At 66.3% G+C, this 26,743-nt stretch carries 25 protein-coding genes, 5 tRNA genes and 1 pseudogene; 5 read left to right on the top strand and 26 right to left on the bottom strand.

The window, feature by feature from the left end; genetic code table 11:
- Nucleotides 1-22: 22 nt before the first annotated feature.
- Nucleotides 23-1,411: a class II fumarate hydratase gene (locus ASD55_RS06970; protein ID WP_056764739.1), complete on the bottom strand. Its 1,389-nt coding sequence runs from the start codon at nucleotides 1,409-1,411 to the stop codon at nucleotides 23-25.
- A gap of 145 nt (nucleotides 1,412-1,556) precedes the next feature.
- On the opposite strand from ASD55_RS06970, the gene purB reads away from it, so the two are divergent.
- Nucleotides 1,557-2,924, top strand: coding sequence for an adenylosuccinate lyase (gene purB / locus ASD55_RS06965; RefSeq protein WP_056764737.1), 1,368 nt, complete (start codon nucleotides 1,557-1,559; stop codon nucleotides 2,922-2,924).
- Nucleotides 2,925-3,071: 147 nt separating this feature from the next.
- On the opposite strand, the gene ASD55_RS06960 is transcribed toward purB, so the two are convergent.
- The 8 genes from ASD55_RS06960 to rlmE form a co-directional block, all read right to left on the bottom strand.
- A tRNA-Lys gene (locus ASD55_RS06960) sits at nucleotides 3,072-3,147 on the bottom strand.
- Between the two features lie 36 nt (nucleotides 3,148-3,183).
- A tRNA-His gene (locus tag ASD55_RS06955) sits at nucleotides 3,184-3,260 on the bottom strand.
- A gap of 13 nt (nucleotides 3,261-3,273) precedes the next feature.
- A tRNA-Arg gene (locus tag ASD55_RS06950) sits at nucleotides 3,274-3,350 on the bottom strand.
- Nucleotides 3,351-3,374: 24 nt separating this feature from the next.
- Nucleotides 3,375-3,451 (bottom strand) — tRNA-Pro (locus ASD55_RS06945).
- A gap of 177 nt (nucleotides 3,452-3,628) precedes the next feature.
- Nucleotides 3,629-3,705: transfer RNA gene (locus tag ASD55_RS06940), tRNA-Arg, on the bottom strand.
- A gap of 70 nt (nucleotides 3,706-3,775) precedes the next feature.
- Nucleotides 3,776-3,916, bottom strand: coding sequence for a hypothetical protein (locus ASD55_RS18375; protein ID WP_157598887.1), 141 nt, complete (start codon nucleotides 3,914-3,916; stop codon nucleotides 3,776-3,778).
- A complete protein-coding gene (gene ftsH, locus ASD55_RS06935; protein WP_056718378.1) occupies nucleotides 3,909-5,867 on the bottom strand; it encodes an ATP-dependent zinc metalloprotease FtsH in 1,959 nt (652 codons plus the stop codon). The genes ASD55_RS18375 and ftsH overlap by 8 nt, the downstream gene beginning before the upstream one ends.
- Complete coding sequence (gene rlmE, locus ASD55_RS06930) at nucleotides 5,864-6,514, bottom strand: 23S rRNA (uridine(2552)-2'-O)-methyltransferase RlmE (RefSeq protein WP_056764735.1); 651 nt, start codon at nucleotides 6,512-6,514, stop codon at nucleotides 5,864-5,866. Before rlmE ends, ftsH begins: the two co-directional genes overlap by 4 nt.
- 81 nt (nucleotides 6,515-6,595) lie before the next feature.
- Between rlmE and yhbY the strand changes: the two genes are divergently transcribed.
- Together yhbY and ASD55_RS06920 are read left to right on the top strand one after the other, a co-directional pair.
- Entirely contained in the window at nucleotides 6,596-6,892 is a 297-nt protein-coding gene (gene yhbY / locus ASD55_RS06925) for a ribosome assembly RNA-binding protein YhbY (protein WP_056718376.1), read from the top strand.
- Nucleotides 6,892-7,269, top strand: coding sequence for an Mth938-like domain-containing protein (locus ASD55_RS06920; protein WP_056764733.1), 378 nt, complete (start codon nucleotides 6,892-6,894; stop codon nucleotides 7,267-7,269). Before yhbY ends, ASD55_RS06920 begins: the two co-directional genes overlap by 1 nt.
- 59 nt (nucleotides 7,270-7,328) lie before the next feature.
- Here the strand turns inward: ASD55_RS06920 and ASD55_RS06915 are convergent, their stop codons facing one another.
- The 4 genes from ASD55_RS06915 to surE form a co-directional block, all read right to left on the bottom strand.
- A complete protein-coding gene (locus ASD55_RS06915) occupies nucleotides 7,329-8,339 on the bottom strand; it encodes a peptidoglycan DD-metalloendopeptidase family protein (protein ID WP_056764731.1) in 1,011 nt (336 codons plus the stop codon).
- 81 nt (nucleotides 8,340-8,420) lie between these two features.
- Nucleotides 8,421-9,029, bottom strand: a complete 609-nt coding sequence (locus ASD55_RS06910; protein ID WP_007809099.1) for a VTT domain-containing protein — start codon at nucleotides 9,027-9,029, stop codon at nucleotides 8,421-8,423.
- Nucleotides 9,029-9,724 (bottom strand): protein-L-isoaspartate(D-aspartate) O-methyltransferase, encoded by a 696-nt coding sequence (locus tag ASD55_RS06905; protein ID WP_056764729.1) that lies wholly within the window; start codon nucleotides 9,722-9,724, stop codon nucleotides 9,029-9,031. The genes ASD55_RS06910 and ASD55_RS06905 overlap by 1 nt, the downstream gene beginning before the upstream one ends.
- 3 nt (nucleotides 9,725-9,727) lie before the next feature.
- Nucleotides 9,728-10,537: a 5'/3'-nucleotidase SurE gene (gene surE, locus ASD55_RS06900; protein ID WP_056764728.1), complete on the bottom strand. Its 810-nt coding sequence runs from the start codon at nucleotides 10,535-10,537 to the stop codon at nucleotides 9,728-9,730.
- A 157-nt stretch (nucleotides 10,538-10,694) separates the two neighbouring features.
- Between surE and ASD55_RS06895 the strand changes: the two genes are divergently transcribed.
- Nucleotides 10,695-11,240, top strand: a complete 546-nt coding sequence (locus tag ASD55_RS06895; RefSeq protein ID WP_056764726.1) for a Smr/MutS family protein — start codon at nucleotides 10,695-10,697, stop codon at nucleotides 11,238-11,240.
- Between the two features lie 18 nt (nucleotides 11,241-11,258).
- Here the strand turns inward: ASD55_RS06895 and truD are convergent, their stop codons facing one another.
- Genes truD through ASD55_RS06855 form a run of 8 tightly spaced genes read right to left on the bottom strand, consistent with a single transcriptional unit; the run spans nucleotide 11,259 to nucleotide 19,112 of the window.
- Nucleotides 11,259-12,269, bottom strand: coding sequence for a tRNA pseudouridine(13) synthase TruD (truD, locus tag ASD55_RS06890; protein ID WP_056764725.1), 1,011 nt, complete (start codon nucleotides 12,267-12,269; stop codon nucleotides 11,259-11,261).
- Nucleotides 12,270-12,328: 59 nt separating this feature from the next.
- Entirely contained in the window at nucleotides 12,329-13,723 is a 1,395-nt protein-coding gene (mgtE, locus tag ASD55_RS06885; RefSeq protein WP_056718369.1) for a magnesium transporter, read from the bottom strand.
- Nucleotides 13,720-14,193 carry a 2-C-methyl-D-erythritol 2,4-cyclodiphosphate synthase gene (gene ispF, locus ASD55_RS06880; protein ID WP_056718403.1) on the bottom strand — a complete coding sequence of 158 codons (474 nt, stop codon included), beginning with the start codon at nucleotides 14,191-14,193 and terminating at the stop codon, nucleotides 13,720-13,722. Before ispF ends, mgtE begins: the two co-directional genes overlap by 4 nt.
- Nucleotides 14,193-14,888, bottom strand: a complete 696-nt coding sequence (ispD, locus tag ASD55_RS06875) for a 2-C-methyl-D-erythritol 4-phosphate cytidylyltransferase (protein WP_056764723.1) — start codon at nucleotides 14,886-14,888, stop codon at nucleotides 14,193-14,195. Before ispD ends, ispF begins: the two co-directional genes overlap by 1 nt.
- Nucleotides 14,885-15,217: a cell division protein FtsB gene (ftsB, locus tag ASD55_RS06870; protein ID WP_007809116.1), complete on the bottom strand. Its 333-nt coding sequence runs from the start codon at nucleotides 15,215-15,217 to the stop codon at nucleotides 14,885-14,887. Before ftsB ends, ispD begins: the two co-directional genes overlap by 4 nt.
- A 17-nt stretch (nucleotides 15,218-15,234) precedes the next feature.
- Entirely contained in the window at nucleotides 15,235-16,548 is a 1,314-nt protein-coding gene (eno, locus tag ASD55_RS06865) for a phosphopyruvate hydratase (RefSeq protein ID WP_056764722.1), read from the bottom strand.
- A 60-nt stretch (nucleotides 16,549-16,608) separates the two neighbouring features.
- Nucleotides 16,609-17,445 (bottom strand): 3-deoxy-8-phosphooctulonate synthase, encoded by an 837-nt coding sequence (gene kdsA / locus ASD55_RS06860; protein WP_007809120.1) that lies wholly within the window; start codon nucleotides 17,443-17,445, stop codon nucleotides 16,609-16,611.
- The gene (locus ASD55_RS06855; protein ID WP_056718366.1) at nucleotides 17,442-19,112 is read right to left on the bottom strand and encodes a CTP synthase; all 1,671 of its coding nucleotides are present in this window, start codon (nucleotides 19,110-19,112) and stop codon (nucleotides 17,442-17,444) included. The genes kdsA and ASD55_RS06855 overlap by 4 nt, the downstream gene beginning before the upstream one ends.
- A gap of 145 nt (nucleotides 19,113-19,257) precedes the next feature.
- Here ASD55_RS06855 and ASD55_RS06850 point away from each other — a divergent pair, with 145 nt between their 5' ends.
- Nucleotides 19,258-21,057 carry an aminopeptidase P family protein gene (locus ASD55_RS06850; protein ID WP_056764720.1) on the top strand — a complete coding sequence of 600 codons (1,800 nt, stop codon included), beginning with the start codon at nucleotides 19,258-19,260 and terminating at the stop codon, nucleotides 21,055-21,057.
- Here ASD55_RS06850 and ASD55_RS06845 read toward each other — a convergent pair.
- The 5 genes and pseudogenes from ASD55_RS06845 to ASD55_RS06825 all read right to left on the bottom strand — a co-directional run bounded on the left by ASD55_RS06845 (nucleotide 20,996) and on the right by ASD55_RS06825 (nucleotide 26,380).
- Nucleotides 20,996-22,059 (bottom strand): annotated as a pseudogene (locus tag ASD55_RS06845) (cysteine synthase family protein). The gene ASD55_RS06850 and the pseudogene ASD55_RS06845 overlap by 62 nt on opposite strands.
- Before the next feature lies 1 nt (nucleotide 22,060).
- Nucleotides 22,061-22,402: a carboxymuconolactone decarboxylase family protein gene (locus ASD55_RS06840; protein ID WP_056764718.1), complete on the bottom strand. Its 342-nt coding sequence runs from the start codon at nucleotides 22,400-22,402 to the stop codon at nucleotides 22,061-22,063.
- 55 nt (nucleotides 22,403-22,457) lie between these two features.
- Nucleotides 22,458-22,643, bottom strand: coding sequence for a hypothetical protein (locus ASD55_RS06835; RefSeq protein ID WP_157598885.1), 186 nt, complete (start codon nucleotides 22,641-22,643; stop codon nucleotides 22,458-22,460).
- A 138-nt stretch (nucleotides 22,644-22,781) separates the two neighbouring features.
- Complete coding sequence (locus ASD55_RS06830) at nucleotides 22,782-25,490, bottom strand: EAL domain-containing protein (RefSeq protein WP_056764714.1); 2,709 nt, start codon at nucleotides 25,488-25,490, stop codon at nucleotides 22,782-22,784.
- 113 nt (nucleotides 25,491-25,603) lie between these two features.
- Entirely contained in the window at nucleotides 25,604-26,380 is a 777-nt protein-coding gene (locus ASD55_RS06825) for an iron-containing redox enzyme family protein (RefSeq protein ID WP_056764711.1), read from the bottom strand.
- Nucleotides 26,381-26,743: the final 363 nt, after the last annotated feature.

Here is a 26,743-nt window from a genome sequence, read left to right as displayed (position 1 = left end):
TTCTTTCCAGGCAGCAGACAGGCTACTTGCCTTCGCCGTGAATGCCGCCGCGGGTGAGCGTCAGCGGATCAAGCAGCTTCTTCAATTCGCTCTTCGACAACCCAGTGGTTTCCAACGCCACGTCCATGATCGGCCGATGCTGCTTGTAGGCGAGCTTGGCCGTGGCGGCGCCCTTCTCGTAGCCGATCACCGGGTTCAACGCAGTGACCAGGATCGGGTTCATCGCCAGTGCCTGGTCGACCCGCGCCTTGTTGACCTTGAACCCGGCGATCGCCTTGTCGGCCAGCAGCACGCTGACGTTGGCCAGTATCCCGATCGACTGCAGCAGGTTGTGCGCGATCAGCGGCAGCATCACGTTGAGCTGGAAGTTGCCGGACTGGCCGGCGATGGTGATCGAGGCATCATTGCCGATCACCTGGGCGGCGACCATCGCCACCGCCTCGGGAATCACCGGGTTGACCTTGCCCGGCATGATCGACGAACCCGGTTGCAGCGCCGGCAGCTCGATCTCGCCCAGGCCAGCCAGCGGACCCGAGTTCATCCAGCGCAGGTCGTTGGCGATCTTCATCAGCGCCACCGCCAGCGTCTTCAGCGCGCCGGACAGTTCCACCGCTGCGTCTTGCGCGGCCATGCCCTCGAAATAATTTCCCGCCGACTCGAACTTCACGCCGGTCAGCTTCTTCAACTGCAGCGCCATCGCCGGACCGAACTTCGGGTCGGCGTTGATGCCGGTGCCCACCGCCGTGCCACCTTGCGGCAAGCGGCGCATGCGCTTCAGGGCATCCTCGATGCGCTCGATCGCCGAGCCGATCTGTGCGGCCCAGCCCGACAGCTCCTGGCCAAAGGTGATCGGCATCGCGTCCATCAGGTGGGTACGGCCGGTCTTGGGCGTGTTCTTCAGCTCGCGGGCGCGCTGGTCGATCGCCTTTTTCAGATGCTTCAGCGCGGGCAGCAATTGCTCGCTGGTGGTCAGCGTGGCGCTGACGTGGATCGCGGTGGGGATCACGTCGTTCGAGCTTTGCCCGTAATTGACGTGGTCGTTCGGATGCACCTTCGCGCCCGCCGCCACCGCCAGGTGCGCGATCACCTCGTTCGCGTTCATGTTGGTGCTGGTGCCCGAGCCGGTCTGGAAGATGTCGATCGGGAACTGCGCGTCATACTGGCCTTCCGCCACTGCCATCGACGCCTTGCGGATCGCCGCGGCCTGGTTCTTCTTCAAATGCCCCATCGCGACGTTGACCTCGGCCGCGGCCGCCTTGATCAGGCCCAGGGCACGGATGAACGGACGCGGCAGGTGCAGGCCGGAAATCGGGAAATTGTCGATCGCGCGCTGGGTCTGCGCGCCGTACAGCGCGTCGGCGGGGACTTTCAGCTCGCCCATGCTGTCGTGTTCGATGCGGAAATTGCTCATGGGAAGATCCTTGGGAAATGGATGGATCGGGGCGGCGCCACGTTCGGGATACAAGGGAGAACGGATACATCCGTCCACTATAAGCCGCCGGGCACGGACGCGCCGTCAATGTAAAATGGCGGTTTCCCCTCGCCGGAACGCCCCGATGTCCAACCACGCCCTCACCGCCCTGTCGCCGCTGGATGGCCGCTATGCCAGCAAGGTCGAAGCGCTGCGCCCGATCTTCAGCGAATTCGGCCTGATGCACCGCCGCGTGCAGGTGGAGATCGAATGGCTGCTGGCGCTGGCCGCCGAACCGAAGATCGTCGAGCTGCCGGCCTTCGACGACGCCCAGATCGCTACCCTGAAGGCCATCGCGGACAACTTCAGCGAGACCGACGGCGAGCGGATCAAGGCGATCGAGGCGACCACCAACCACGACGTGAAAGCGGTCGAGTACTTCATCAAGGAAAAGATCGGCGCCGACGCCAGCCTGGCGCAGGCGAAGGAATTCGTGCACTTCGCCTGCACCAGCGAGGACATCAACAACCTGTCCTACGCGCTGATGCTGCGCGACGCCCGCAGCGGCGTGCTGCTGCCGCAGCTCGACGCCGTGATCGGCAAGCTGCGCGAGATGGCCCACGACAACGCGAACCTGCCGCTGCTCTCGCGCACCCACGGCCAGACAGCTTCGCCCAGCACGCTGGGCAAGGAAATCGCCAACGTGGTGGCGCGGCTGGAGCGCCAGCGCCGGCAGCTGGTGGCGGTCGAAGTCTCCGGCAAGATCAACGGCGCCGTGGGCAACTACAACGCCCACGTCATCACCTACCCGGAAGTGGACTGGCGCGCGTTCTCGCAGCGCTTCGTCGAAAGCCTCGGCCTCGACTACAACGCCTACACCACCCAGATCGAGCCGCATGACAACGTGGCCGAATACTGCGACGCGGTGCGCCGCGCCAACATCATCCTGATCGACCTGGCCCGGGACATCTGGGGCTACATCTCGCTGGGTTACTTCAAGCAGACGCTGAAGGCCGGCGAAGTCGGCTCCTCCACCATGCCGCACAAGGTCAACCCGATCGACTTCGAAAACGCCGAAGGCAACTTCGGTCTCGCCAATGCGCTGCTCGGCCACTTCGCCGAAAAGCTGCCGATCAGCCGCTGGCAGCGCGACCTCACCGACTCCACCGTGCTGCGTGCGCTGGGCACCGCGTTCGGTCACGGCCTGGTGGCGCTGGAGTCATTGAAGAAGGGTCTGGGCAAGCTCAACGTCAACGCCGAGCGCATCGGCGCCGACCTCGACGCCAGCTGGGAAGTGCTGGCCGAAGCCGTGCAGACCGTGATGCGCCGCTACGGCCTGCCGCAGCCCTACGAACAACTCAAGGCGCTGACCCGTGGCCACGGCATCACCAGGGACTCGATGCGCGAATTCATCGCCGGCCTGGATCTTCCGGCCGAGGCGAAACAGCGGCTGCTGGAACTGACGCCTGGCAGTTACATCGGCGTGGCCGACGGACTGGCAAAGACCATCTGAGGACGAGGCCACCACCTCGGCCATGGCGGTGCAGAGCGAACCCTCGGGTTCGCCCCGCACCGCCAGCCTCGTGACTTCATCACGGTCGCGGCTTTCGGATTCCGCAAAGAGAACAGCCACCCGGGTTTCCCTGGGTGGCTGTTTTATTGGTGGGCCGTCACAGATTCGAACTGTGGACCAATTGATTAAGAGTCAACTGCTCTACCAACTGAGCTAACGGCCCATGAACTGATTGTATCCGCATGGACGGATTTGAAACTGGGGTGGATGATGGGATTCGAACCCACGACAACCGGAATCACAATCCGGGACTCTAACCAGCTGAGCTACATCCACCATCGTTTGATACTGGTGCGCCAGACAGGACTCGAACCTGCAACCGTCGGCTTAGAAGGCCGATGCTCTATCCGGTTGAGCTACAGGCGCCGTCCTGTCGGCAGAACGTGTCGCTGGTCGGGGCAGAGGGATTCGAACCCCCGACTTTTGCGTCCCAAACGCAACGCTCTACCAGACTGAGCTATACCCCGCTTTCGAATCCCCGGTCATGTCGCCACCGAAGCCTTGAAATGTTACGGGTGACGCCTCGCCCAGTCAATCGTATCGAAGCACACCTTGGTATTTCCTCACCACCGTTTCCAACGCGGACCTTGCAGGCTCCTGGTTGAAAACAGGACGGATGCAGACACCCTGTCCCGGAATAAAAATGGTGCGCCCGGAGAGATTCGAACTCCCGACCACCTAGTTCGTAGCCAGGTACTCTATCCAACTGAGCTACGGGCGCACTGTAAAACTTTTCAGCCGAACCGGCGGTTGTCTGGGGAACAAGCCGGCGAAGCCAGAAGCGGAATTATTCAGACTCCGACCTCTTGCGTCAACCCTTTTCGCAAAATTTCTTCATCAAATTCGTCGCCGATGGTCCGGCCATGAAAAAGGCGACCATCGGCCGCCCTTTCCCTGTTGCCCGAATAGCCGTCCAAACGACGATCAGCCATTCCACCTGTCGCGGCTCTGCGGCGCCGGATCACCGACCTTGCCCACGGCCGAGCCGGTGTCGCCCTTCGGCGGCGGCGGTGGCGGCGTGCTGCCGGTGGAGGCGCTCTTCGTCCAGTCCGCCGGCGGTCCGGGAACGCGCCCGGCCATGATGTCGTCGATCTGGTGTGCGTCGATCGTCTCGTACTGCAGCAGGGCGTCGGCCATCATGTGCAGCTTGTCCAGGTTCGCCGTCAGCAGTTCCGTGCTGCGCGCATAGGCGCGATCCAGGATGCCCCGCACCACGCCGTCGATCTTGCTCGCGGTTTCGTTGGAGATGCTCTTGTGCTGGGTCACCGAGCGGCCGAGAAAGACCTCGTCCTCGTCCTCGCCGTAGGTGATCGGCCCAAGTTCGTCCGACAGGCCCCACTTGGTGGCCATGTTGCGCGCCATCTTGGTGGCCCGCTCGATGTCGTTCGAGGCACCGGTGGTGACCTTGTCGGCGCCGAAAATCAGCTCCTCGGCCACGCGGCCGCCATACAGCGAACACAGCTGCGACTGGATCGCCACCCGGTTGATGCTGTACTTGTCGCCTTCGGGCAGGTACATGGTGACGCCGAGCGCGCGCCCTCGCGGAATGATCGTGACCTTGTAGACCGGGTCGTGCTCGGGGACGAGGCGGCCGACGATGGCATGACCTGCCTCGTGATAGGCGGTCAGTTTCTTCTCGTCCTCGCTCATCGCCATCGAGCGACGCTCGGTACCCATCAGGATCTTGTCGCGCGCCTTGTCGAGGTGGCTCATGCGCACTTCACGCGCGTTCTCGCGCGCGGCGAACAGGGCGGCCTCGTTGACCAGGTTGGCCAGATCGGCACCGGAGAAACCGGGGGTGCCGCGGGCGATCGTCATGGCGTTGACGTCGCTGGCGGTCGGCACCTTGCGCATGTGCACCTTGAGGATCTGCTCGCGACCGCGCACGTCGGGCAGCCCCACGACGACCTGGCGGTCGAAGCGGCCCGGACGCAACAGGGCCGGGTCGAGCACGTCGGGACGATTGGTCGCCGCGATCACGATGATGCCTTCACTGCCCTCGAAGCCATCCATCTCGACCAGCAAGGCGTTCAGGGTCTGCTCGCGCTCGTCGTGCCCGCCACCGAGGCCGGCGCCGCGATGACGGCCGACCGCGTCGATTTCGTCGATGAAGATGATGCAGGGCGCATGCTTCTTGGCCTGCTCGAACATGTCGCGCACGCGGCTGGCGCCGACGCCGACGAACATCTCGACGAAGTCCGAACCGGAAATCGAGAAGAACGGCACCTTGGCCTCGCCCGCGATGGCCTTCGCCAGCAGGGTCTTGCCGGTGCCCGGAGGACCGACCATCAGCACGCCACGGGGAATCTTGCCGCCGAGCTTCTGGAACTTGGACGGATCGCGCAGGAACTCGACCAGTTCGCCGACCTCCTCCTTGGCTTCGTCACAACCGGCCACGTCGCCGAAGTTGACCTTGATCTGGTCCTCGCCCTGCAGCTTCGCGCGCGAACGACCGAAACTCATCGCGCCGCGGCCGCCACCACCGGACTGCATCTGGCGCATGAACCAGATGAACACGCCCACGATCAGCAGCACCGGCAGCCAGCTCACCAGCAGGCCGATCAGCGAGAAACCTTCGGACGGGTCCTGCCGGACTTCGACGCCCTTGTCCTGCATCTGCTTGACCACCTGGCTGGTGGAAAAGCCCAGGATCGGGGCGACGGTGCGGAACGCGCTGCCATCCTTCAGCTTGCCGCTGATCGTGGCGGGCTGGTCGGCGCCGATCGTGGCGTTGGCCACGTTGCCGTTGTCCACGCTTTGCACGAACGCGCTGTAGGCCATGTCCGTGGAAGCGGCGCCACGCGGGTTGAAGTTCTGGAACACGGTGAACAGCACCACCGCGATGATTACCCAGAGCAACACATTTTTCGCTGTTTCATTCATGCACGGTTCTCGCCCGGTGACGCCGCGACGGGCTTGCGGCCCGTCGCCAGCGCATATACCTCACGCGAACGCGCGCGGGAGGCCTTAGGTTTACGCATCGTCACGCGGCTGAAGTCCGCGCGCAAGCTGCGCAAGTAATCGTCAAAGCCGACACCCTGGAACAACTTGATCAAAAACGATCCGCCCGGCTTCAGCCATTCCCGGCTGAAGTCGAGCGCCAGTTCGCACAAAGCCATCGCGCGGATCTGGTCGGCCAGGGCCACTCCACTCATATTGGGGGCCATGTCGCACAGTACAAGATCGACCTTGAGGCCATCCAGGCGCGACTCCAGCTCCTTCAACACACTTTCCTCGCGGAAGTCGCCCTGCAGGAAGTCCACCCCGGCGATGCTTTGCATCGGCAGGATGTCCAGGGCGAAGACCTTGCCGCTGTCACCCAGCCGGTTGCGCACCAGTTGGGACCAACTGCCCGGCGCCGCACCGAGGTCGACCACGTTGATGCCCGGCTTGAGCAGCCGGTCGCGTTCGAGCAGTTCCTCCAGCTTGTAGACGGCACGCGAGCGCAGGCCTTCGGCCTGGGCCTTTTTCACGTATTCGTCGTTGAAATGTTCGCGCAGCCATACTGCACTGCTTTTGCTGCGGGCCATGTCGTGCAATCGTCGATTGGGGAACGGGATACCCGCATGATACCCTTTGCCGTTCATCAACCGTGAATCGAGTCCCACCGCATGGCCCTCTCCTCCTCGCAGATCCGTTACCTGCGCAGCCTCGCCCATGACCTGAGCGCGGTCGTCCTGCTGGGCAACAAGGGCGCCACGGAGGCCGTGGTGAAGGAACTGAACCAGGCGCTGGACATCCACGAACTGGTCAAGATCAAGCTTTCCGGCGGCGACAAGGAAGAGCGCCAGGCGCAGATCGACGTGCTCACCGGCGGCACCGGCGCCGAGCAGATCCAGCAGATCGGCCATGTCGTGGTGTTGTTCCGCCGCAATGTCGACGAACCGAAGATCGCCCTGCCACGCTGATGGATCTGTCGCTGGAACGCCCCGAAGGCTATCTGTACGTGCGCCGGGTGGCCGCGCACGGCATCACCCTGATTGATCGCGAACTCACCTCCAGCTTCCTGCTGGCACCGGACAGGGCGATCGAGAACTGGCCCGTCACGGCTCCCGAAACGCTCGATGCCAGCCATGTCGAAGCCTTGCTGGCGCTGAACCCCGAGCTGGTCGTGCTGGGTACCGGCGCGCGCCAGACCTTTCCGGCGGCCGCGTTCATGGCGGGCTTCCTGCGCAAGAACATCGGCATCGAGGTGATGGACAACGCCGCCGCGGCGCGCACCTACAACCTGCTGGCCGACGAAGGCCGCCGGGTGGTCGCCGCCTTCATCCTGCCGCCAGGCTGATTGCCACCAAGCTGATTGCCGCTGCACCCGGGCCGCGGCCCGGGCGGTGACCGGCCGCATCAACGCTGCGGCAGATAGCCCAGCGGATCGACCGGATTGCCGTCCTTGCGGATCTGGAATTCCAGCTCGTTGCGGGTGGTGCCGGTCGAGCCCATCTCGGCGATCTGCTGCCCCCTGCTCACCTGCTGCCCCTCCTTGACCAGCCGCTTGCGGTTGTGGCCATACGCCGACAGGAAGCTGTCGCTGTGCTTGATGATCACCAGTTCGCCATAGCCGACCAGGCCGTTGCCGCTGTAGACCACCACGCCGTCGGCGGCCGCCCGGATCGGATCGCCGGACTTGCCCGCAATCTCGATGCCGGGAATCGCATCGGCGCTGTTGAAGCGACCCACCAGGTTGCCCTCGGCTGGCCAGTGCCACTGCACCCCGCTGACCACCCGCGAAACCCCCGCCGCCGGCGTGGCCGGTGGCGGCATGGCGGCCGGTGCCACCGGTGCAACGCCGGCGACCGGCACGACACTGGGCGCCGCCGCGGCACCCACGGGCTTGACCGGCTTTGCCGCCGTGGCCACCGGCGAAACTGCCGGGGCAGCAGGCGAATGCGCGGACGCCGATACCCCGCCGGCCGACGCCGTGGCGGGCGATGCCGGCGTCGGCACGGACTCGAACACCGGCGCGGCGGCGACGCTCGAACCTGCCGCCTGCACGGGCGCGGCAACGCTCGACGGTGTCACCGCACGCCTGCCCGGCGGCGCCAGCGTCAGGCGCTGCCCCGGCCAGATCGTGTACGGTTCGGCAATCCCGTTCCACTGGGCCAGGTCACGGAAGTCCACGCCCTTGCGGAACGCGATCGAATAAAGCGTGTCGCCATGCTGCACCTGGTAGCTGCCACCGGGTATCGGCGTACGCGCGGGAGCTGGCGGCGGGGTGACCACGGCGGCGTGGCGATAAGTCGTTCCGGCCGCCGGCTCAACCACGACCGAGCTGCGCATGGTGCCGCAGGCAGCAAGCAGCGAGGCTGCGACCAGCAACGCCGGCCATTGAAGATATCGATCCATGGGCATCAGCATACCGAGGCAGACAGTGATTTTCATGCGACGTCACCATGGCGGGAGGCCGCCAGGCTCGCCCGGCTTGGAAAATTCACCACTTCAGCGCAGGACGAACCACCACACCAGCAGCAACGCCAGCGCCAGCAAGGCCGTCCAGCCGATCCACTCGACGTATTTGTGCAGGATGCGCTCGGCGCGTTCGCCGAACAGGCGGATCAACAGGGCAAGCAGCCACACGCGCTTGCCGCGGCCGAGCCCGATGCAGGCCAGGAACGGCAGGATCGGCACGCCGATGATGCCGCAGGCCCAGGTGACGAACTTCATCGGCACCACCGGCTGCAGCGCAGCCAGGATCAGCACGCCGAACATGCCCCAGTGATGCTCGACCATCTGCTTGCTCAGCACCGCCACGCCCTGTTCGATCGGCGTCAGCAGATGCAGCGCATCCAGCGCGGGCCGCAGCGCGTGGAAGGCCCAGTGGCCCAGCACGTAGCCGACCAGGGCGCCCAGCAGCGAAAACAGCAGGCTGATGTTGGCGAAAAAGAACGCCTTGTGCCGCTTGCCCAGCATCATCGGCGCCAGCATCACTTCCGGCGGAATCGGGAAGATGAACGCCTCGACGAAACTGAGCCCGGACAGGTAGTACAACGCTCTGCGATCGCGCGCCCAGCTCAGTGCACGCGCGTACAGCCCGGCAAACAGGCGCATCAGCCGATACCGCCAAGCAGGGGCACGAAGCTGACCGGGCCGAGTTCTTCCTGGATGAAGTCGCCCTGCCCGTCGCCACGCATGCGGATCAGCGTTTGCCGGCTGGGTGAACCCACCGGCGCCACCAGCACGCCGGTCGGGCTGAGCTGATCGAGGATGCGGGTGGGAATGGTGTCGCCGGCGGCGGTGAGGATGATCGCATCGAACGGTGCCTCGTCGGGCCAGCCCAGCTTGCCGTCGTCGTGGCGCGAGCGCAGGTTGGTCAGGCCCAATTGGCGGAAGCGGCGCCGGGCCTGGCGCAACAGCGCCTCGATCCGCTCCACCGTGAACAACTGCGGCACCAGCGCGGCCAGCACCGCGGCCTGGTAGCCCGAGCCGGTGCCGATCTCCAGCACTTTCTGCGGCATGCCCTGCTTCGCGTCGAAATGCTCGAGCAGGGCTTCGGTCATGCGCGCCACCACCCACGGTTGCGAGATGGTCTGGCCATGGCCGATCGGCAACGCATCATTCTCGTAGGCGCGCGAATGCAGCGCCTGATCGATGAAGTGATGGCGCGGCAGGTTGCGGATCACTTCGATCACCCGCGCATCGCGAATGCCGCTGTCCTTGAGCATCGCGGCCAGCCGGTCGCGGGCGCGCTGCGACGTCATGCCCTCGCCCTTCAGCTCTGCCGCCGGCAGTGGATAGACCGTCATGGCTCAGGCCACCTCGTTCGTGGGATTGCGGCCTTCGGCCATCGCGGTGCTCATCTCGTCGCTGAGCGGCTGCATCCAGCTGCTGACTTTCTCCAGTGCCTGGAACCGGGTCAGATCGACGTGGATCGGCGTCACCGAGACGAAACCCCGCCGCACGGCGTTGAAGTCGGTGCCGGGGCCGGCGTCATCGGCCTCGCCGGCCGGGCCGATCCACCAGATCGGCCGACCCCGCGGATCGGTCTGCGCGATGCAGGGGGCCGCGCGATGGCGACGCCCGAGCCGGGTGACTTCGAAACCCTGGATGTCGGCCCAGGGAAGGTCGGGCACGTTGACGTTGAGAATGGTGTCGGCGGGCAGCGGATCGACCAGCAGGCGGTTCATCAGCAGCAGCACCGCTTTCGCGGCCGAGTCGTAGTGCACGCCCTTGTGGTCGTGGCTGACCAGCGACACGGCGATCGCCGGCAGCCCCAGGAAGCGTCCTTCCATTGCCGCCGAGACGGTGCCGGAATAGATCACGTCGTCACCGAGGTTGGCCGAGTTGTTGATGCCCGACACGACCATGTCCGGCTCTTCATCGAGCAGCCCGGCCAGCGCCAGGTGCACGCAATCGGTGGGCGTGCCCGCCACCCGGTAGTAGCCGTTGGCCATCGGCAACACCCGCAAGGGTGCGTCCAGGGTCAGCGAATTGCTTGCACCTGACCGGTCCCGGTCGGGCGCGACCACGGTCACGTCCGCCACTTCGCCGAGACGCTCGGCCAGCACGCGGATGCCCGGGGCATCCACGCCATCGTCGTTACTTACCAGAACTCGCATGATGCTCCGTGGAAAGCGACACGCAGGTGCTCATTGCCATCCTGCGGCAGCGCACTGCTGAAGCCTCGAAGTCTACCGGAGCGCGCCCCCGGTTTCACGCCGTTCCCCGGTGCTTTCGCCATTCGCCCGGCCGCGCCGCATTGGTTAGCATGGCCCGATGAAGCGCCGTCCGCCCGCTCCGATCACCGATGCCGACAGCCAGCTGTTTCGCGAGGCGATCGGCGAGGTGCGCGTGCTCGACCCGGTGGCTGCACCGCCGGCTGCGGCGCGGCCGGCGCCGTACCCGCACATGCTGGAGGCCGACGAAGCGGCCGTGCCGGGCGAGCTGCTGGACATGGCGTTCGACCCGGCCGTGCTCGAAGTCGGCGAAGAGCTGGCCTACCTGCGCGATGGCTATTCGCCGAAGCTGCTGCGCCAGCTCAAGCGTGGCCAGTTCAGCGTGCAGGACGACCTCGACCTGCACCAGATGAACGCCGCCGCCGCACAGGCCAGCATCGTGGCCTTCCTCGCCGAAGCGAAGCAACACGGGCTGCGCTGCGTGCGCATCGTGCATGGCAAGGGCTTGCGCTCGAAATCCGCCGGGCCGGTACTGAAGGGACTCACCGATCGCATGCTGCGCCGGCGCGACGACGTGATCGCGTTCGCCTCGGCGCGGCCGGCGTTGGGCGGCACCGGCGCGGTCGTCGTGCTGCTCAAGGGCTGACCCCGGCAGCACCATCCGCTACACGATCGTGGCCAACTCGCGCACGACTACCGTGGCATAGGCGCCCGCGGGCAATTCGAACGACAGCTCCAGCGCATCGTCGGCCAGCCAATGCCAGCGCAAGTCCTTCGGCAGCAGGCGCAACGGCCGGCGTTCCTGGTCCATCCGCGCCGCCACCAGACCCGCCACAAGGTCACTGTCCTGCGCGGCGATCCCGCGCTCCAGCTCACCCACTTCATCTTCGGAGGGCGGCTCGCCCTGCCCCCACAACGGGCCGGAGGGATGAATGTCGGCGCGGGCCAGGCGCCCGGCCAGCTCGGGCGTGAACGGCTCGGGCCCGAACCAGGAACGCGAGCCGGCCAGCGACCAGATCTCGCCCTGCAGCGGCGTATCCCAGGCGTTGCGCTCGACCCGCGCCGCCAGCACGTTGTTGAAGATCTGCGAGCGGGCCGCCGACAGCAGCATCGAGCGCTTGTCGCGGTCGACGCGGCGCCCGCCGAACATCGCGCGGGCCTGGGCGACGTTGCCGCCTTCCCGGCCGAAGCGCTGTTCGCCGAAGTAGTTCGGCACGCCCCGGGCGGCGATCTGCGCGAGCACGACCTCGGCGGCAGCGCGGTCGCCCGCGGCCTCGCGCAACACTAGCACGAAGCGGTTGCCGCGCAGCGCACCGCGCTTGAGCTTGCGCGAATGGCGGGTGGCGGCCAACACCTTCACCTCGGCATGGGGAAAGGCCGACCAGTCCGGATCGGGCTTGCCGGCCAGTTGCACCGAAAAGGTCTGGCGGGTCACCGCGTGGCGATCCTTCAGTCCGGCAAAACCCACCGCCAGCGGGGGCACGCCGGCGAATTTCGCCAGTTCGCGGGCAACCCAGTCGGTATTCGCGCCGCGCTTTTCCACCCACAACAGGGCGTGTTCGCCGGCGCCGTCGGCGTCATGGCCCAGCACTTCCTCGACCTGGAAATCCTCGGCGCTGACGCGCATTCGGGCAGTCAGCGGAGGATGGCCGAAGGCTTGGGGAAGTTCAGACATGGGGTTTCCCGGCAACGATGAATCGGAAGGCGTGCAGCGGCGGGCGCGCCAGGCCTGGACTAGACCAGAAAGATCGTGGCCAGTCCGAGGAAGATGAAAAAGCCGCCGCTGTCGGTCATCGCGGTGATCAGCACGCTGGAACCCAGCGCCGGATCGCGCCCGAATTTCGTCATCAGCACGGGAATGCCGACGCCGGCAAACGCCGCCAGCAGCAGGTTCAGTGTCATCGCCGCCGTCATCACCAGTCCCAGCGAGAGGCTGTCGTACAGCAACCACGCCACCAGGCCGATCACCCCGCCCCAGATCAGGCCGTTGACCAGCGACACGGTCAGTTCCTTGCGCCACAGGCGCTTGGCGCTCTCGGCGGTGATCTGGTTCAGCGCCAGCGCGCGCACGATCATGGTGATGGTCTGGTTGCCGGAATTGCCGCCGATGCCGGCCACGATCGGCATCAGGGCGGCCAGCGCCACCAGCCGCTCGATCGAGCCCTCGAACAGGCCGATCACCCGCGAGGCGATGAAGGCGGTGACCAGGTTGATCGCCAGCCACGACCAGCGGTTTTTCAGCGAGGCCCACACCGAGGCGAAGATGTCTTCCTCCTCGCGCAGGCCGCCGCGGCTGAGCGCCTCGCTTTCGCTCTCCTCGCGGATCACGTCGACCATCGCGTCGATGGTGATGCGGCCGATCAGGTGACCGCGGTCGTCGACCACCGGCGCGGTCACCAGGTCGTAGCGCTCGAAGGCCTGGGCCACGTCGTACGCGTCATCAGCCGGATGGAAGGTGTTGACGTCCGGCGCCATCACCTCGCTGACCATCTTCTCCGGCGGATTCACCAGCAACCAGTGCAGCGGCAGCACGCCGGTCAGCAGGTTGTCCTGGTTGATCACGAACAGCTTGTCGGTCTGCGCCGGCAGTTCGTCCCAGCGGCGCAGGTAGCGCAGCACCACTTCCAGGCTGACGTCCTCGCGGATGGTGACCATCTCGAAGTCCATCAACGCGCCGAGCTGGTCGTCCTCCCACGACAGCGCCGACTGCACCTGCTCGCGCTGCTGCGCATCGAGGCCGGCCATCAGCTCCGGCAGCATCGCCGTGGGCAGGTCCTCGACCAGGTCGGCCAGTTCGTCGGCGTCCAGCGTTTCGGCCGCGGCGAGGATCTCGTGCCGGTCCATGTCCGCGATCAGCGACTCGCGCACCGCGTCGGACACTTCCAGCAGGATCTCGCCGTCGCGATCGGCCTTGACCAGTTGCCAGACCGCGAGACGGTCGTCCAGCGGCAGCGATTCGAGGATGAAGGCGATATCGGCCGGATGCAGCGCATCCAGTTGCAGGCGCAACTCGGCCTGCAGTTCTTCGGTCAGCGGAACATCGTCGTCCTGCCGGTGAAGCACGCCCTGAATGGCTTCAAGCTGGTCATGCAGGCGACCGACTGCACTGCGGGTCTCGATCTCGCTCACGCGCGCTCCAGCAGGACGCAGGCCTGGGCCGCGATCCCTTCGCCACGGCCGCAAAAGCCGAGTTTCTCGGTGGTGGTTGCCTTCACGCTGATGCAGCCGACCCCGCAGTCCAGGTCGACCGCCAGGTTCTCGCGCATCGCCTGCGCGTGCGGGGTGACCTTGGGCGCCTCGCCGATCACCGTGATGTCGGCGTTGCCCAGCCGGTAGCCGTGCTGGGCCATCAGCATCGCCGCATGCCGCAGGAACTGGCGGCTGTCGGCGTCGCGCCAGCGTTCGTCGGTGGGCGGAAAATGCCGGCCGATGTCGCCCAGCGCCAGCGCGCCGAAGATCGCGTCGCACAGCGCGTGGATCACCACGTCGCCATCGGAATGCGCCACCACGCCCCGTCGATGCGCGATGCGCACGCCGCCGAGGACGACATGGTCGCCTTCGCCAAAGGCGTGGACATCGAAACCTGTACCGATGCGCATCATGCAGTCCTTGAAAGCAGGAATTCGGCCAGCGCGAAATCCGCTGCCGTAGTCACCTTGATGTTGTCCTCGGCGCCCTCGACCAGCAGCGGTGCGAAGCCGGCCTGTTCCATCGCCATCGCCTCGTCGCTGACATTCACGCCGCGCCGCGCCGCGTCACGCAGCGCCGCCGACAGTTGAGCACGACGGAACATCTGTGGCGTGAAGGCGCGCCAGCGCAGGTCGCGTGCTTCGGTGAATTCGCTGCACCCGCCGGCATTGGCCCGCTTCAGCGTGTCGCGCAGCGGCGCGCCCAGCAGGCCGCCGTCCCTGGCACTGGCCAGTTCGATCAGCCTGTCGATATCCGCCGTGCGCACACACGGCCGCGCGGCGTCGTGCACCAAGACGAAATCATCGGCCGCCACCGATGCGGGCAAGGCCTGCAGCCCGGCCAGCACCGAATCGCTGCGCTCCGCTCCGCCGATCGCGGCCCGCACCGGCTTGCCGTGCAGCGTTTCCATGCCCGACCAGTGCGCATCCGTCGCGGCCAGCGTCACCAGCAGGCCAGCGATGCGCGGATGCGCGGCGAGCCGCTCCAGGGTGTGCTCGATCAACGGACGTCCGGCCAGCGGCAGGTACTGCTTGGGGCAGTCACCGCCGACCCGGGTACCGCGCCCTGCGGCCGGCACCACGCACCACAGCCGAGCCGCGCTCATGGCGATCCGGCGGGTTGGGCGACCGGCGGTGGCGTGCTGCTGCCCGCACCGGCAGGCGGCTCGACCACCTGGTAGAACACTTCGCCCGGCTTGATCAGGCCCAGTTCGGTGCGCGCCCGCGCCTCGACCGCCTGGTCGCCGTGCTTGAGATCCTGCACATCGGCACCGACCGCCTGGTTGCGCTGCAGCAGCTTTGCGTTGTCGTCCGTCTGCTTTTTCACCGCCACGCGCAAGGTGTCCACCTCGCGCATGCTGCCGTTGCCGGTCCACAGCTTCAGCTGCAGACCGATCAGCAGCAGGATCAGGATGACGGCGATCCAGCGCAGCATGGGAGCGGGCTGCCCGCTCAGCCCGGCAGGCGGCTGAGGTTGGGGAAGGCGTCGCGCCCGGCGTAGCGTGCCGCCGAACCCAACGCCTCCTCGATGCGCAGCAACTGGTTGTACTTCGCCACGCGATCGCTGCGGCACAGCGAGCCGGTCTTGATCTGGGTGGCCGTGGTGGCCACCGCGATGTCGGCGATGGTGGTGTCCTCGGTCTCGCCGGAGCGGTGCGAGATCACCGCCGAATACTTCGCCGCGTCAGCCATCGCGATCGCTTCCAGCGTTTCGGACAGCGTGCCGATCTGGTTCACCTTGATCAGGATCGAGTTGGCGATCTTCTTCTCGATGCCTTCGCGGAAGATCGTCGGATTGGTCACGAACAGGTCGTCGCCGACCACCTGCACGCGATCGCCGATGGTGTCGGTGAGGAGCTTCCAGCCGTCCCAGTCGCCTTCGGCCATGCCGTCCTCGATGGTGACGATCGGGTACTGCTTCGCCCAGCCAGCCAGCAGGTCGACGAACTGGGCCGAGCTGTACTGCTTGCCTTCGCCCGCCAAGTCGTACTTGCCGTCCTTGTAGAACTCCGAGCTGGCGGCATCCAGGCCGAGCAGGATCTCGCTGCCGACCTTGTAGCCGGTCTTGTGGATCGCCTCGAGGATGGTGTCGAGCGCCTCGATGTTGGAACGCAGGTTCGGCGCGAAGCCGCCCTCGTCGCCCACCGCCGTGTTGAGGCCCTTGCCCTTCAGCACGCTCTTCAGCGCATGGAAGATTTCCGCGCCGGCGCGCAGCGCCTCGGCGAAGCTGGGCATGCCCACCGGCAGCACCATGAACTCCTGCACGTCGATGTTGTTGTCCGCGTGCTCGCCGCCGTTGATGATGTTCATCATCGGCACCGGCAGCGCGCCGGGCTTGCCGCCAGCCTGATTGAAGCTGGACAGGTACTTCCACAGCGGCTCGCCGCGCGAATCGGCCACCGCGTGCGCCGCCGCCATCGAAACGCCGAGCAACGCATTCGCGCCCAGCTTGCCCTTGTTCGGCGTGCCGTCCAGCGCGATCAATTTGCCGTCCAGGCCCTTCTGGTCGGCCGCGTCGAAACCCTTCAGCATGTCGGCAATCGTGCCGTTGACGTTGGCCACCGCGTTCTTCACGCCCTTGCCGCCGTAGCGCGACTTGTCGCCGTCGCGCAGCTCGACCGCCTCGCGCGAACCGGTGGAGGCGCCGCTGGGCACGGCCGCACGGCCGAAACTGCCATCGGCCAGGGTAACTTCGGCTTCCAGCGTGGGATTGCCGCGCGAGTCGAGGATTTCACGGGCGTGGATGCGGGTGATCTGGGTGCTCATGCGGTTTCCGTAAGCTGATGGTGAAAGAGTTGGAACGGGCGCATCGCTGCGCCCGGTGTTTCAGGAAACATCCTGCTCCAGGAAGCGGTGCCGCTTGGTCACGGCATCCAGCTCCAGCAGCGTTTCCAGCAGCGCTTCCATCTTGCCCAGCGGCCAGGCATTCGGCCCATCGGACAGCGCCTTGCTGGGATCGGGATGGGTCTCGGCGAACAGGCCGGCCACGCCCACGGCCACCGCCGCACGCGCCAGCACCGGCACGAATTCGCGCTGGCCGCCCGAACTGGCGCCCTGCCCGCCCGGCAGCTGCACGGAATGCGTCGCGTCGAACACCACCGGGCAGCCGGTCTCGCGCATCACGCTGAGCGAGCGCATGTCCGACACCAGATTGTTGTAGCCGAAGCTGGCGCCGCGCTCGCACACCATGATGTCGTCGTTGCCCACGGCCTTGGCCTTGGCCACCACGTGCTTCATGTCCCACGGCGCCAGGAACTGACCCTTCTTGATGTTCACCGGCTTGCCGGCGCGCGCCACCTTCTGGATGAAGTCGGTCTGCCGGCACAGGAAGGCCGGCGTCTGCAGCACGTCGACCACCGAAGCCACCTCGTCCATCGGCGTGTATTCGTGCACGTCGGTGAGCAGCGGCACGCCGATCTGGCGCTTCACCTCGGCCAGGATGCGCAGGCCTTCTTCCAGGCCGGGGCCACGGAAGCTGTCGCCCGACGACCGGTTCGCCTTGTCGAAGCTGGACTTGAAGATGAAGTGGACGCCCAGCCGGCCGGTGATCTCCTTCAGCGTGCCGGCGGTGTCCAGCTGCAACTGTTCGGACTCGACCACGCAGGGGCCGGCGATCAGGAACAGTCGCTGGTCCAGGCCTACCTCAACGCCACAAAGCTTCATGCCACGGACTCCTGCGCCAGTTTGTCGCCTGCATGGACGGCCTTGAACTCGCGCGCGGCGTGCACGAAGCCGCTGAACAGCGGATGGCCATCGCGCGGGGTCGAGGTGAACTCCGGATGCGCCTGGCAGCCGAGGAACCACGGATGCTGCTGTTGCGGCAGCTCGACGATCTCCACCAGCAGGTCATCCATCGACTTGCCCGAGATCACCAGGCCCAGGTCCTCGAACGACTGGCGATAGCGATTGTTGAATTCGTAGCGATGGCGATGCCGCTCGCGCACCACGTCCTGGCCGTACATCTCGCGCGCCAGCGTGCCCGCCTTCAGGCGGCATTCCTGCGCGCCCAGGCGCATGGTGCCGCCGAGGTCGGAACGGTCGCTGCGCTGCTCCACCTCGCCGGTGGCGGTGGTCCATTCGGTGATCAGTGCAATCACCGGATTGGCGGTATTGCGATCGTTCTCGCTGGAGTCGGCGTCAGCCAGGCCGGCGACATGCCGGGCAAAGTCCACCACCGCCGCATGCATGCCGTAGCAGATGCCGAAATACGGCACGCCGTGCTCGCGGGCGTACTTCGCGGCCAGCACCTTGCCCTCGAAACCGCGCTTGCCGAAACCGCCGGGCACCAGGATCGCATCGACCTTGCCCAGCACGCTGGCGGCGCCATCGGCCTCGATCTGCTCGGAGTCGATCCAGTCCAGGTTCACCCGCGTCTGCTGCTTGATGCCGCCATGACGCAGCGCCTCGCCCAGCGACTTGTAGGCATCCTTGTGCTCGACGTACTTGCCCACGATGGCGACGGTGATCTCGTCCTTCGGATGCTCCACCGCGTCCACCGTGCGCTGCCATTCGGACAGGTCGGCCGGCTTGGCGTCCAGGTTCAGGCGCTTGACCACGATGTCGTCCAGCCCCTGCTCATGCAGGTACAGCGGCTGCTTGTAGATGATGTCCACGTCGGCGGCGCTGATCACCGCCTGCTCCGGCACGTTGGTGAACAGCGCGATCTTGCGGCGCTCGCCTTCGGGCAGCGGCTGCTCGCAGCGACACAGCAGGATGTCCGGCTGGATGCCGATCGAGCGCAGTTCCTTCACCGAGTGCTGGGTGGGCTTGGTCTTGATCTCGCCGGCAGCCTTGATGAACGGCACCAGGGTCAGGTGCATGAACACCACCTTCTCCGGGCCGTGCTCGATGCGCAGCTGGCGGATCGCCTCCAGGAACGGCAGCGACTCGATGTCGCCCACGGTGCCGCCGATCTCCACCAGCGCTACGTCGAAGCCGCGGGTGGCCTCGTGGATGCAGTGCTTGATCTCGTCGGTGATGTGCGGGATCACCTGCACGGTGGCGCCCAGATAGTCGCCGCGGCGTTCCTTGCGGATCACGCTCTCGTAGATCTTGCCGGTGGTGATCGAGTTCTTGCCGGTGAGGCGGGTGCGCAGGAAGCGCTCGTAGTGGCCAAGGTCGAGGTCGGTCTCGGCGCCGTCGTCGGTGACATACACCTCACCGTGCTGGAACGGACTCATCGTGCCCGGATCCACATTGATGTAGGGATCGAGCTTCATCATGGTGACCGAGAGGCCGCGGGCTTCGAGGATGGAAGCGAGCGACGCCGCAGCAATGCCCTTGCCAAGCGAGGACACCACACCGCCGGTGACGAAAATCAGGGGGGTCATGGAAAGCAGCCGTGCGGAAATTAGGCATTTTAGCTGCAGAAGCGTTTCACTGCGAGATGGCAGATGAATTTTCCTCGCGATCAGTTCATTTACGCGCCCCCCCGGGAGCGTGAAACAGCCGTGGGCGGCCTGCTAGCATGACCGGATGAACAGCCCCGTCCCCGCCCGTCTTGCCGCTTTGCGCGCGGCCATGCAGCAGCATGGCGTTGCCGCCGTGCTGGTTCCCAGCGCCGATCCCCACCTGTCCGAATACCTGCCCGCGCACTGGTCCGCCCGGGAATGGCTGTCCGGCTTCACCGGCTCGGCCGGCACCCTGATCGTGAGCCGCGACGAGGCCGGGTTGTGGACCGACTCGCGCTATTTCTCCCAGGCCGAGCAGCAGCTGACGGGCAGCGGCATCCGCCTGATGAAACTGCGCGTGCCGCATACCCCCGAACACCTGGCGTGGTTGCAGCAGCACCTGCACCAGGGTGACGTGCTGGCCGTGGCCGGCGACAGCGTGTCCGTCACCACGCGCCAGCAGATCGAACGGCATCTGGCCGGCACCGGTGCCAGCCTGCGCACCGACCTGGACCTGCCCGGTGCGATCTGGCCTGATCGACCCGCGCTGCCGCAGGCGGCGGTGGTCGAACACGACCCCGTTTACGCGTGCATTGCGCGCGCGGACAAGTTCAGCCGACTGCGCAAGGCGATGCACAAGCTCGGCGCCACCCATCACCTGCTGTCCAGCCTCGACGACATCGCCTGGCTGACCAACCTGCGTGGCAGCGACGTCGAGTGCAATCCGGTGTTCCTGGCCCACCTGCTGGTCCAGGCCGATCAGCGAGCCACGCTGTTCGTCGGACGCGCCAAGCTCACCGATGCCCTGGTCGCGCGGCTGGCCGCCGACGGCATCGCCATCGCCGACTACGCCTCGGTCACCTCCGTGCTGAACGAGCTGGGGGCGAACGAGCGCCTGCTGCTGGACAGCAGTCGGGTGGTCGACACCATCGCGGCGGCAATCGCGCCAGCGGTGACCCGGATCGAGGCGGCCAACCCCAGCACTGCTTTCAAGGCCGTGAAGAGCGCCGCCGAACTCGAACATGTCCGCGACGTGATGCGCCGTGACGGCGCCGCCCTGGTGCGCGGATTCCGCCGACTGGAGCAGCGCCTGGCCGCGGGCATGACGGTCACCGAACTGGACGTGGACACAGTGCTGCGCGAGGAGCGCTCGGCCCAGCCGGGCTGGGTGGGCGAGAGCTTCGCCACCATCGCCGGCTACCAGGCCAACGGCGCGCTGCCGCATTACCGCGCCACGCCCGAAGCGCACAGCACGCTGCAGGCGAAGGGCCTGCTGCTGATCGATTCGGGCGGCCAGTATCTCGGCGGAACCACCGACATCACCCGCGTGCTGGCCTTGGGCGAGACCACCGCCGAGCAACGCCGCGATGCGACCCTGGTGATGAAGGGCATGATCAACCTGTCGCGGGCGCGCTTCCCGAAAGGCGCCAGCGGCCCGCAGCTGGATGCCCTGGCGCGGGCGCCGCTGTGGGCGGCCGGGATGGATTACGGCCACGGCACCGGTCACGGCGTGGGCTACTTCCTCAACGTGCACGAAGGCCCGCACGGCATCCGCGCGCCGGTACCTGGCGGGGCGCTGGTGGCGCTGGAGCCTGGCATGATCAGCTCGATCGAGCCGGGCCTGTACAAGCCAGGCCGGCACGGCATCCGCCACGAGAACCTGGCGGTGGTGGTCGAGGCCGAGCAGACCGAGTTCGGCGAGTTCCTCGCCTTCGAGACGCTGACCATGTGCCCGTTCGACCGCCGCGCACTGGAGCCGGGCCTGCTCAATCCGGAAGAACGCGCCTGGCTGGACGACTATCACGCCAGCGTGCGCGCCGCGCTCAGTCCGTTGCTGGAAGAAGCGGACCTGGAGTGGCTGAACCGCCACTGCGCAGCGCTGTAGGTCCTGCTCGAAACGCCGGCGGGCGGTGCCTGCGGGAGTGCCGCAGGCACCGCTCAGCGAAAGTGCGTCGCGTCGACCTCGGCCGCTGCGGGCTGCATGAAGTATTCGGCAGGTACTTCTCGCCCTCGTCGCAGAACGCCGTCACCACGGTCTTCAGTTCGGGGAAGTTCTGCCGGATCCGCTTGGCGGCCAGCAGGTGCGCTCCCGAACTCGGCCCGCAGAACAGGCCGTGGGTTCGTGCCAGCCGCTTCATCTCGGCTACCGCGTCGGCGCTGGACACGCTGAGCACCTCGTTCACCAGGCTCGCGTGGCGCTGGAAGATGCCCGGCACGAAGCCGTCGGAAATGCCCTCGATGGTATGCGTGGCGATCTCGCCGCACAGGATCGTGCACGACTCGGACGGCTCCATCGCGAACAGCCGCACGTCCGGATTGACCGCGCGGAACGCCTGGCCACGCCGATCAGGGTGCCGCCGGTGCCGACGCCCAGCACCAGCGCATCGGGCAACCGGCCACTCGGCAATTGGGCCAGGATCTCCGGCCCCAGCACCACCCGGTTTTCCTCGACATTCCATTCCGACTCGAACTGGGCCGGGGCGAAGTAGCCCGGCTGTTGGCCCAGTTCGCGCGCCCGCTTCAGCGCCTCGTTGACGTGGAAGTTGCCGCAGAACAGCACCTCGGCCCCGAATGCCCGCGAAATCGCCACCCGTTCGCTGGACAGCCCCTCGGGCATCACCACCAGCATGCGATAGCCCTTCACCGCCGCCACCATGGACAGCGCATTGCCGGTGTTGCCGCTGGTCGCCTCGACGATGGTGTCGCCGGGCTTGAGCAGGCCCTCCTGCTCGGCGCGCTCGATCATGTATTTCGCGATGCGCGCCTTGATCGAGCCGGAAGGATTGAGGAATTCGAGCTTGGCGTAGACGCCCTCGATCTCCAGCAGCGGCGTGTCGCCCACCGCGTCGAGAATGTTGGCAGATACTCCGGCGTAACGCGTGGCCATGTCAGGCGGCTCCATGCTGGTGCGACATCACGTCCAGCGCCAGCGTGGAGTGCGCGTACGCCCCGCCGGCACGCATCTCGGCAGCCACCCAGATCGCCTCCATGATCTGCGCCTCGCTGGCGCCCTGCTTCAACGCCTCGGCGGTGTGTCCCTTGATGCAGTAGGGACACTGGGTGACATGCGCCACCGCCACCGCGATCAGCTGCTTGGTGACATTCGGCAAGGCGCCATCGGCAAAGACTGCCGCGCTGAAAGCCTTGAAGGCCTGCAGCGGCGCAGGCGCCAGCTCGCGCCGCTTGCGCGCGGTTTCCGCCGTGGCAGGCGGATACATCAATACGTCCATTTCATCCTCCTCGATGATCCGTAATGGGGTGGCTCGGCCTCGTCGTCGACGGGTATCAATGCGGCGGGGGCGCGGTACCCTGCACCCAGCCCGGCGGGTCGCTGGCGGGAAAGCTCTGCGCCAGTTCCTCGTCGATGCGTCGCTCGCGGGCTTGCACTTCGGCATCGCGATCACGACCAAACCGCGCCGCAATCAGGGGAGCGCCAGCCTGGCGCGGAGTCGGCCGGTGGCGAAGTGGCATGCAATCGTGGCTGACCATGTCTGTCCACCTCCCGATGGTTTTCATGCACTGTCGCGCACACGGTGCACGGGCGCACTGATACAGATCAACCGGTTCTGAGCGCTGCCTGCGCGCGGAATCGCGCGCAGGCGCGAAGGATCAGCTGCGCTTGGGCGGCACCAGCTTCAGCCGTGCGGGCACGAGCGGCTGGTTCGGGCACAACAGATGACGTACTTCGTCCGGTTGCAGTGGACGGGAATACAGGTAGCCCTGCCCCTCGACGCAACCACTGCGCAACAGGAAGTCGTGCTGTGCCTCGGTCTCGATGCCCTCGGCGATGGTTATCAGGCCAAGGCTCTTGGACATCACCAGCATCGCTTCGGTGATCGCCGCATCGTTGGCGTCGCCGGGCAGACCGGTGACGAAGGAGCGGTCGATCTTCAGATAGGCCACCGCCGGCAGCTTCAGGTAAGCCATCGACGAATAACCGGTGCCGAAATCGTCGATCGCCACCTCGATCCCCAGCGCATGCAGGGTCTGCATGGTGCGTTCGATGTCGTCGCCCAGGCGCAACATCGCGCTCTCGGTGATCTCCAGCAGCAGGCGGCTCGCCGACAGCTGCCTCGACTGCAGCGCGCGGTTGACCCCGTCGACAAAGGCGGGGTGGCCGAACCAGCGGGCCGAGATGTTCACCGCCACCCGGATCGGCGGCACCCCGGCCAGGTCCCATGCCTGGATCTGGGCGCAGGTGGTCTGCATCACCCACTCGTCGATGCGCCGGATCAGGCCCAGCCCTTCGGCGACCGGAATGAACTCACCCGGCAGTATTTCGCCGCGCTCCGGATGCTGCCAGCGCAGCAGGGCCTCCACCGCCACGATGCGCCCACTGCGCAGTTCCACGCTGGGCTGGAACACCAGGTGGAATTCATTGCGGGCCAGCGCCTGGCGCAACTCGGTGGCCAGTTGCAGGCGCCGACGCGTGTCGGCGTGCATCATCGGGGTATAGAAGCGGCAGGCGTTGCGCTCTTCCGCCTTGGCCGCATACATCGCTGCATCGGCGTTGGTGATCAGCGCCGCCGCGTTGGCGCCGTCCAGCGGATAGCCGGCCACGCCGATGCTGGCGCTGAGCACGATCTCGTAATCGTCGATCAGCAGGGGTTCGGACAGGCTGACCAGCAGGCGGTTGACGATGGCGCGGGCGTCTTCGCGCAGGATCAGCCGCGGGATCAGCACGGTGAACTCGTCGCCACCGATGCGGCCAGCCACGTCGCCATCGGAAAGCTGCCGGCGAATCCGCTCGGCCACCTTGACCAGCAGCCGGTCACCGATCGCGTGGCTGTAGCTGTCGTTGACGATCTTGAATGCATCCAGGTCGATGAACAGCACCACCACCGCCAGCCGCTCGCGTTCGGCCACCGCGATCGCCTCGCTGCAATGGCGCTCGAATTCGGCTCGGTTGACCAGGCCAGTCAGCGGGTCATGCCGCGCCATGTGTTCCAGCCGCTGCTGGCTGGCCTTGGCCTCGTGGATGTCGGTGCACACTGCCACGTAATATTGCGGCTGCCCTTCCCCGTCACGGATGGCGCTGATGCTGAGGTGTTCGGGGTAACTGCTGCCGTCGTTGCGGTTGCTGAGCACCTCCCCGCTCCAGTTCTGTCCGGCCGCCACGCCCTCCCAGATCGACTGCGGCAACGGTTTGCCATCGAGCAGGCGGCGATGCTCGTCCAGGCGGCGGCCGATCAGCGCCTGGCTGGAAAACCCGGTCAGCCCCACATGGGCTTCGTTGGTGGAAAGCACCCGTCGTTCCGCATCGGCGATGATCACGCCCTCGGCGATGCCCGCCAGCGCCTCTGCCGCGATGCGCCGCTCCTGCTCCATCTTCAGACGCTCGGAGATGTCGCGAATGATCGCCTGGCGCACCGGCTGGCTGCCCCAGTTGGCCAGGCTGGTCTGCAACTCCACCGGACGCGTGCTGCCCTGCTCGCCCAGCAGCAGGTTGCTGGCTGCCCGCCCGGCCTGCTGCCCGGCCATCGACTGCACGAACAGGTGCACGAAACGGTCACCGACCAGTTCGCCGGCGCTGCGGCCGGTCCAGCTGGAGGTGGTGCGGTTGACGTCCAGGATGCGTCCGCTGGACTCGTCGATCATCACGATCGCATCGGCGGCGCTGTCGAACAGCAGCCGATAGCGCTCTTCGCTGCCGCGCACGCTGGCGAGAATCCGCCGCGCCATGTCCAGCCAGAGCAGCGCGGCGATGAGTCCGGCGCCGAATACGCCCCAGAACAGCACCTGGCCCATCCAGACCGCCCCATCGGCGATCTTGCGCGAGAACAGCGTGCTGCGCGGCTCGATGTAACTGTTGATCGCGTGGATGCGCGCGCGCTGGCGGGCAATCTCCGCCTGTCCCGGCGTGCCGCTCGCGTAACCGGCGGCCAGCGCGTCGGCGATCGTGTTCAGGTCCTGAATCGAGGTATCGGTGGAACGCCAGGCATCCAGCGCGTCGCGCATGTAGGGCGCACCGGAAAAATGATGCAGCATGAAGATGACGCCGGGGATCGCGATGGTGACGGTATTGCTGCGGCGCAGGGCGCCGGCCACTTCCTCGTAGTCGTAGCTGCCGGACAGGATCTGGTCGCGGGCCGAGCGATCGGCCATCAGCACGCCGTAATTCTCGCGGTAGTTGGCCAGGTCGGCCGGATCGCCGGAGATCGCGTAACTCTCCAGCGCAATCACGCTCTGCTTCTGCGCCTTCGACCAGATGCTCTCGCCGTTGAGAAAACCGGCGAGAGCCACCTGCAGCTGCAGTGCGCCCCAGGTCAGTGCCAGGATCAGCACCAGCATGCCCACGAGCCCGTACACCAACGGCATCAAGCGTCGTGACAACGGTCGTTGCAAGCTGAGTCGCGAACTTCGCATGGCGTCCCTTGGTTCGTGATCGACACATCACGTTCTGGCAAGACACTGCCCGGAACCTGGTTCCCTCAGGCTGCGGCTTCGTTCAGTACATCCAGAACACGATGCGGTTTGACGCAGCGATCAGCAAGAATCCGCATGCTGGTGTAGCTGCGCTTGATGCATTCGCCGACGTGACTCACTTCATCGGCGGAAGGTTCCGTTCCCAGCAGTGTACAGACTATCTCCAGCGCCTCCCACGGATGGGTGTCGTCGTAGGCCGCATGCAACTGCAACCAGCGCAGCGATCCGGCTCGGCTCTTCTCCGGGAAGCGCTCGACATAACGACGGCTGTCGAAGAGTAGTTGCGACCATTCGCCGGTAGCTCCTTCCACCGCATAGTTGGTGGCGGCGATGCCCGCGGCCAGTGTATCCCTGCGGCTGACGTCTTCGCACCAGTTGGCCAGCGTCTCGGTGCCGTGTGGGGCCACCCCCTGCAGCACTTCCTCGCGGGCAATACCCGCGCCCTCGGCCCAGTTGAGCCAGTATTCGGCGTGGTTCTGCTCGACGCGGATGTTGCGTACCAGCCAGCGTCGCGCCAGGTTGTCACCGGCGCTGCGGCCGAACTGGGTCTTCAGCAGGCTTTGCGCCATGTACGCCGGGAACCGTTCGATGACCGGCCAGATGCCGACCATGAAGTTGGTGGTCCCGGCCTTGCCCAGGCTGCCATTGATCATGGATTCCCACAGCGGGTGCTCGATCACGCTGCGCTTGGTGCTCTCGCAATCGGCCACCATGTCCTGGGCCCACTGGGGGTAGCTGGTCAGCTCGGTCTGCGGGCCGGTCAGTTTGAATTCGTTGTGCATTGCGTTCTCCTCGGTTTGGGCGGTTCATGAGTCACTGTCATTCGACCGACCCGGAATCCCGACGCCGGCCGTTTCCCCGGCATGCCGCTGGGCACCACCGGAAAATCTGCATCCGCCACTCGCCGAAGGCACTGCCAGCTTCGGCAGCGGCTTTCCTGCGCCGCTGATCACGGCGGGAAAACTGCCTTCGTGAAGGCAGGCCAGAGGCCTACGATGCCGCAATCCTGCGGGACTTGTACTTTCGACCGTCACGCCATGCGACTGAACCTGTCGTGAGACGCGCGCACGGCGGCGTCGGCGCCGGGCGCGGCATCGCGAAAACCGGCGACAGGGGGAGGATGCAGAAGACCGCCGATGGCGGGC

It is taken from the genome of Rhodanobacter sp. Root561, assembly GCF_001427365.1.
GTDB lineage: Bacteria > Pseudomonadota > Gammaproteobacteria > Xanthomonadales > Rhodanobacteraceae > Rhodanobacter.
The sequence above is the reverse complement of the archived record's forward strand: the minus strand, read 5'-3'. Positions and strand labels throughout refer to the sequence as shown.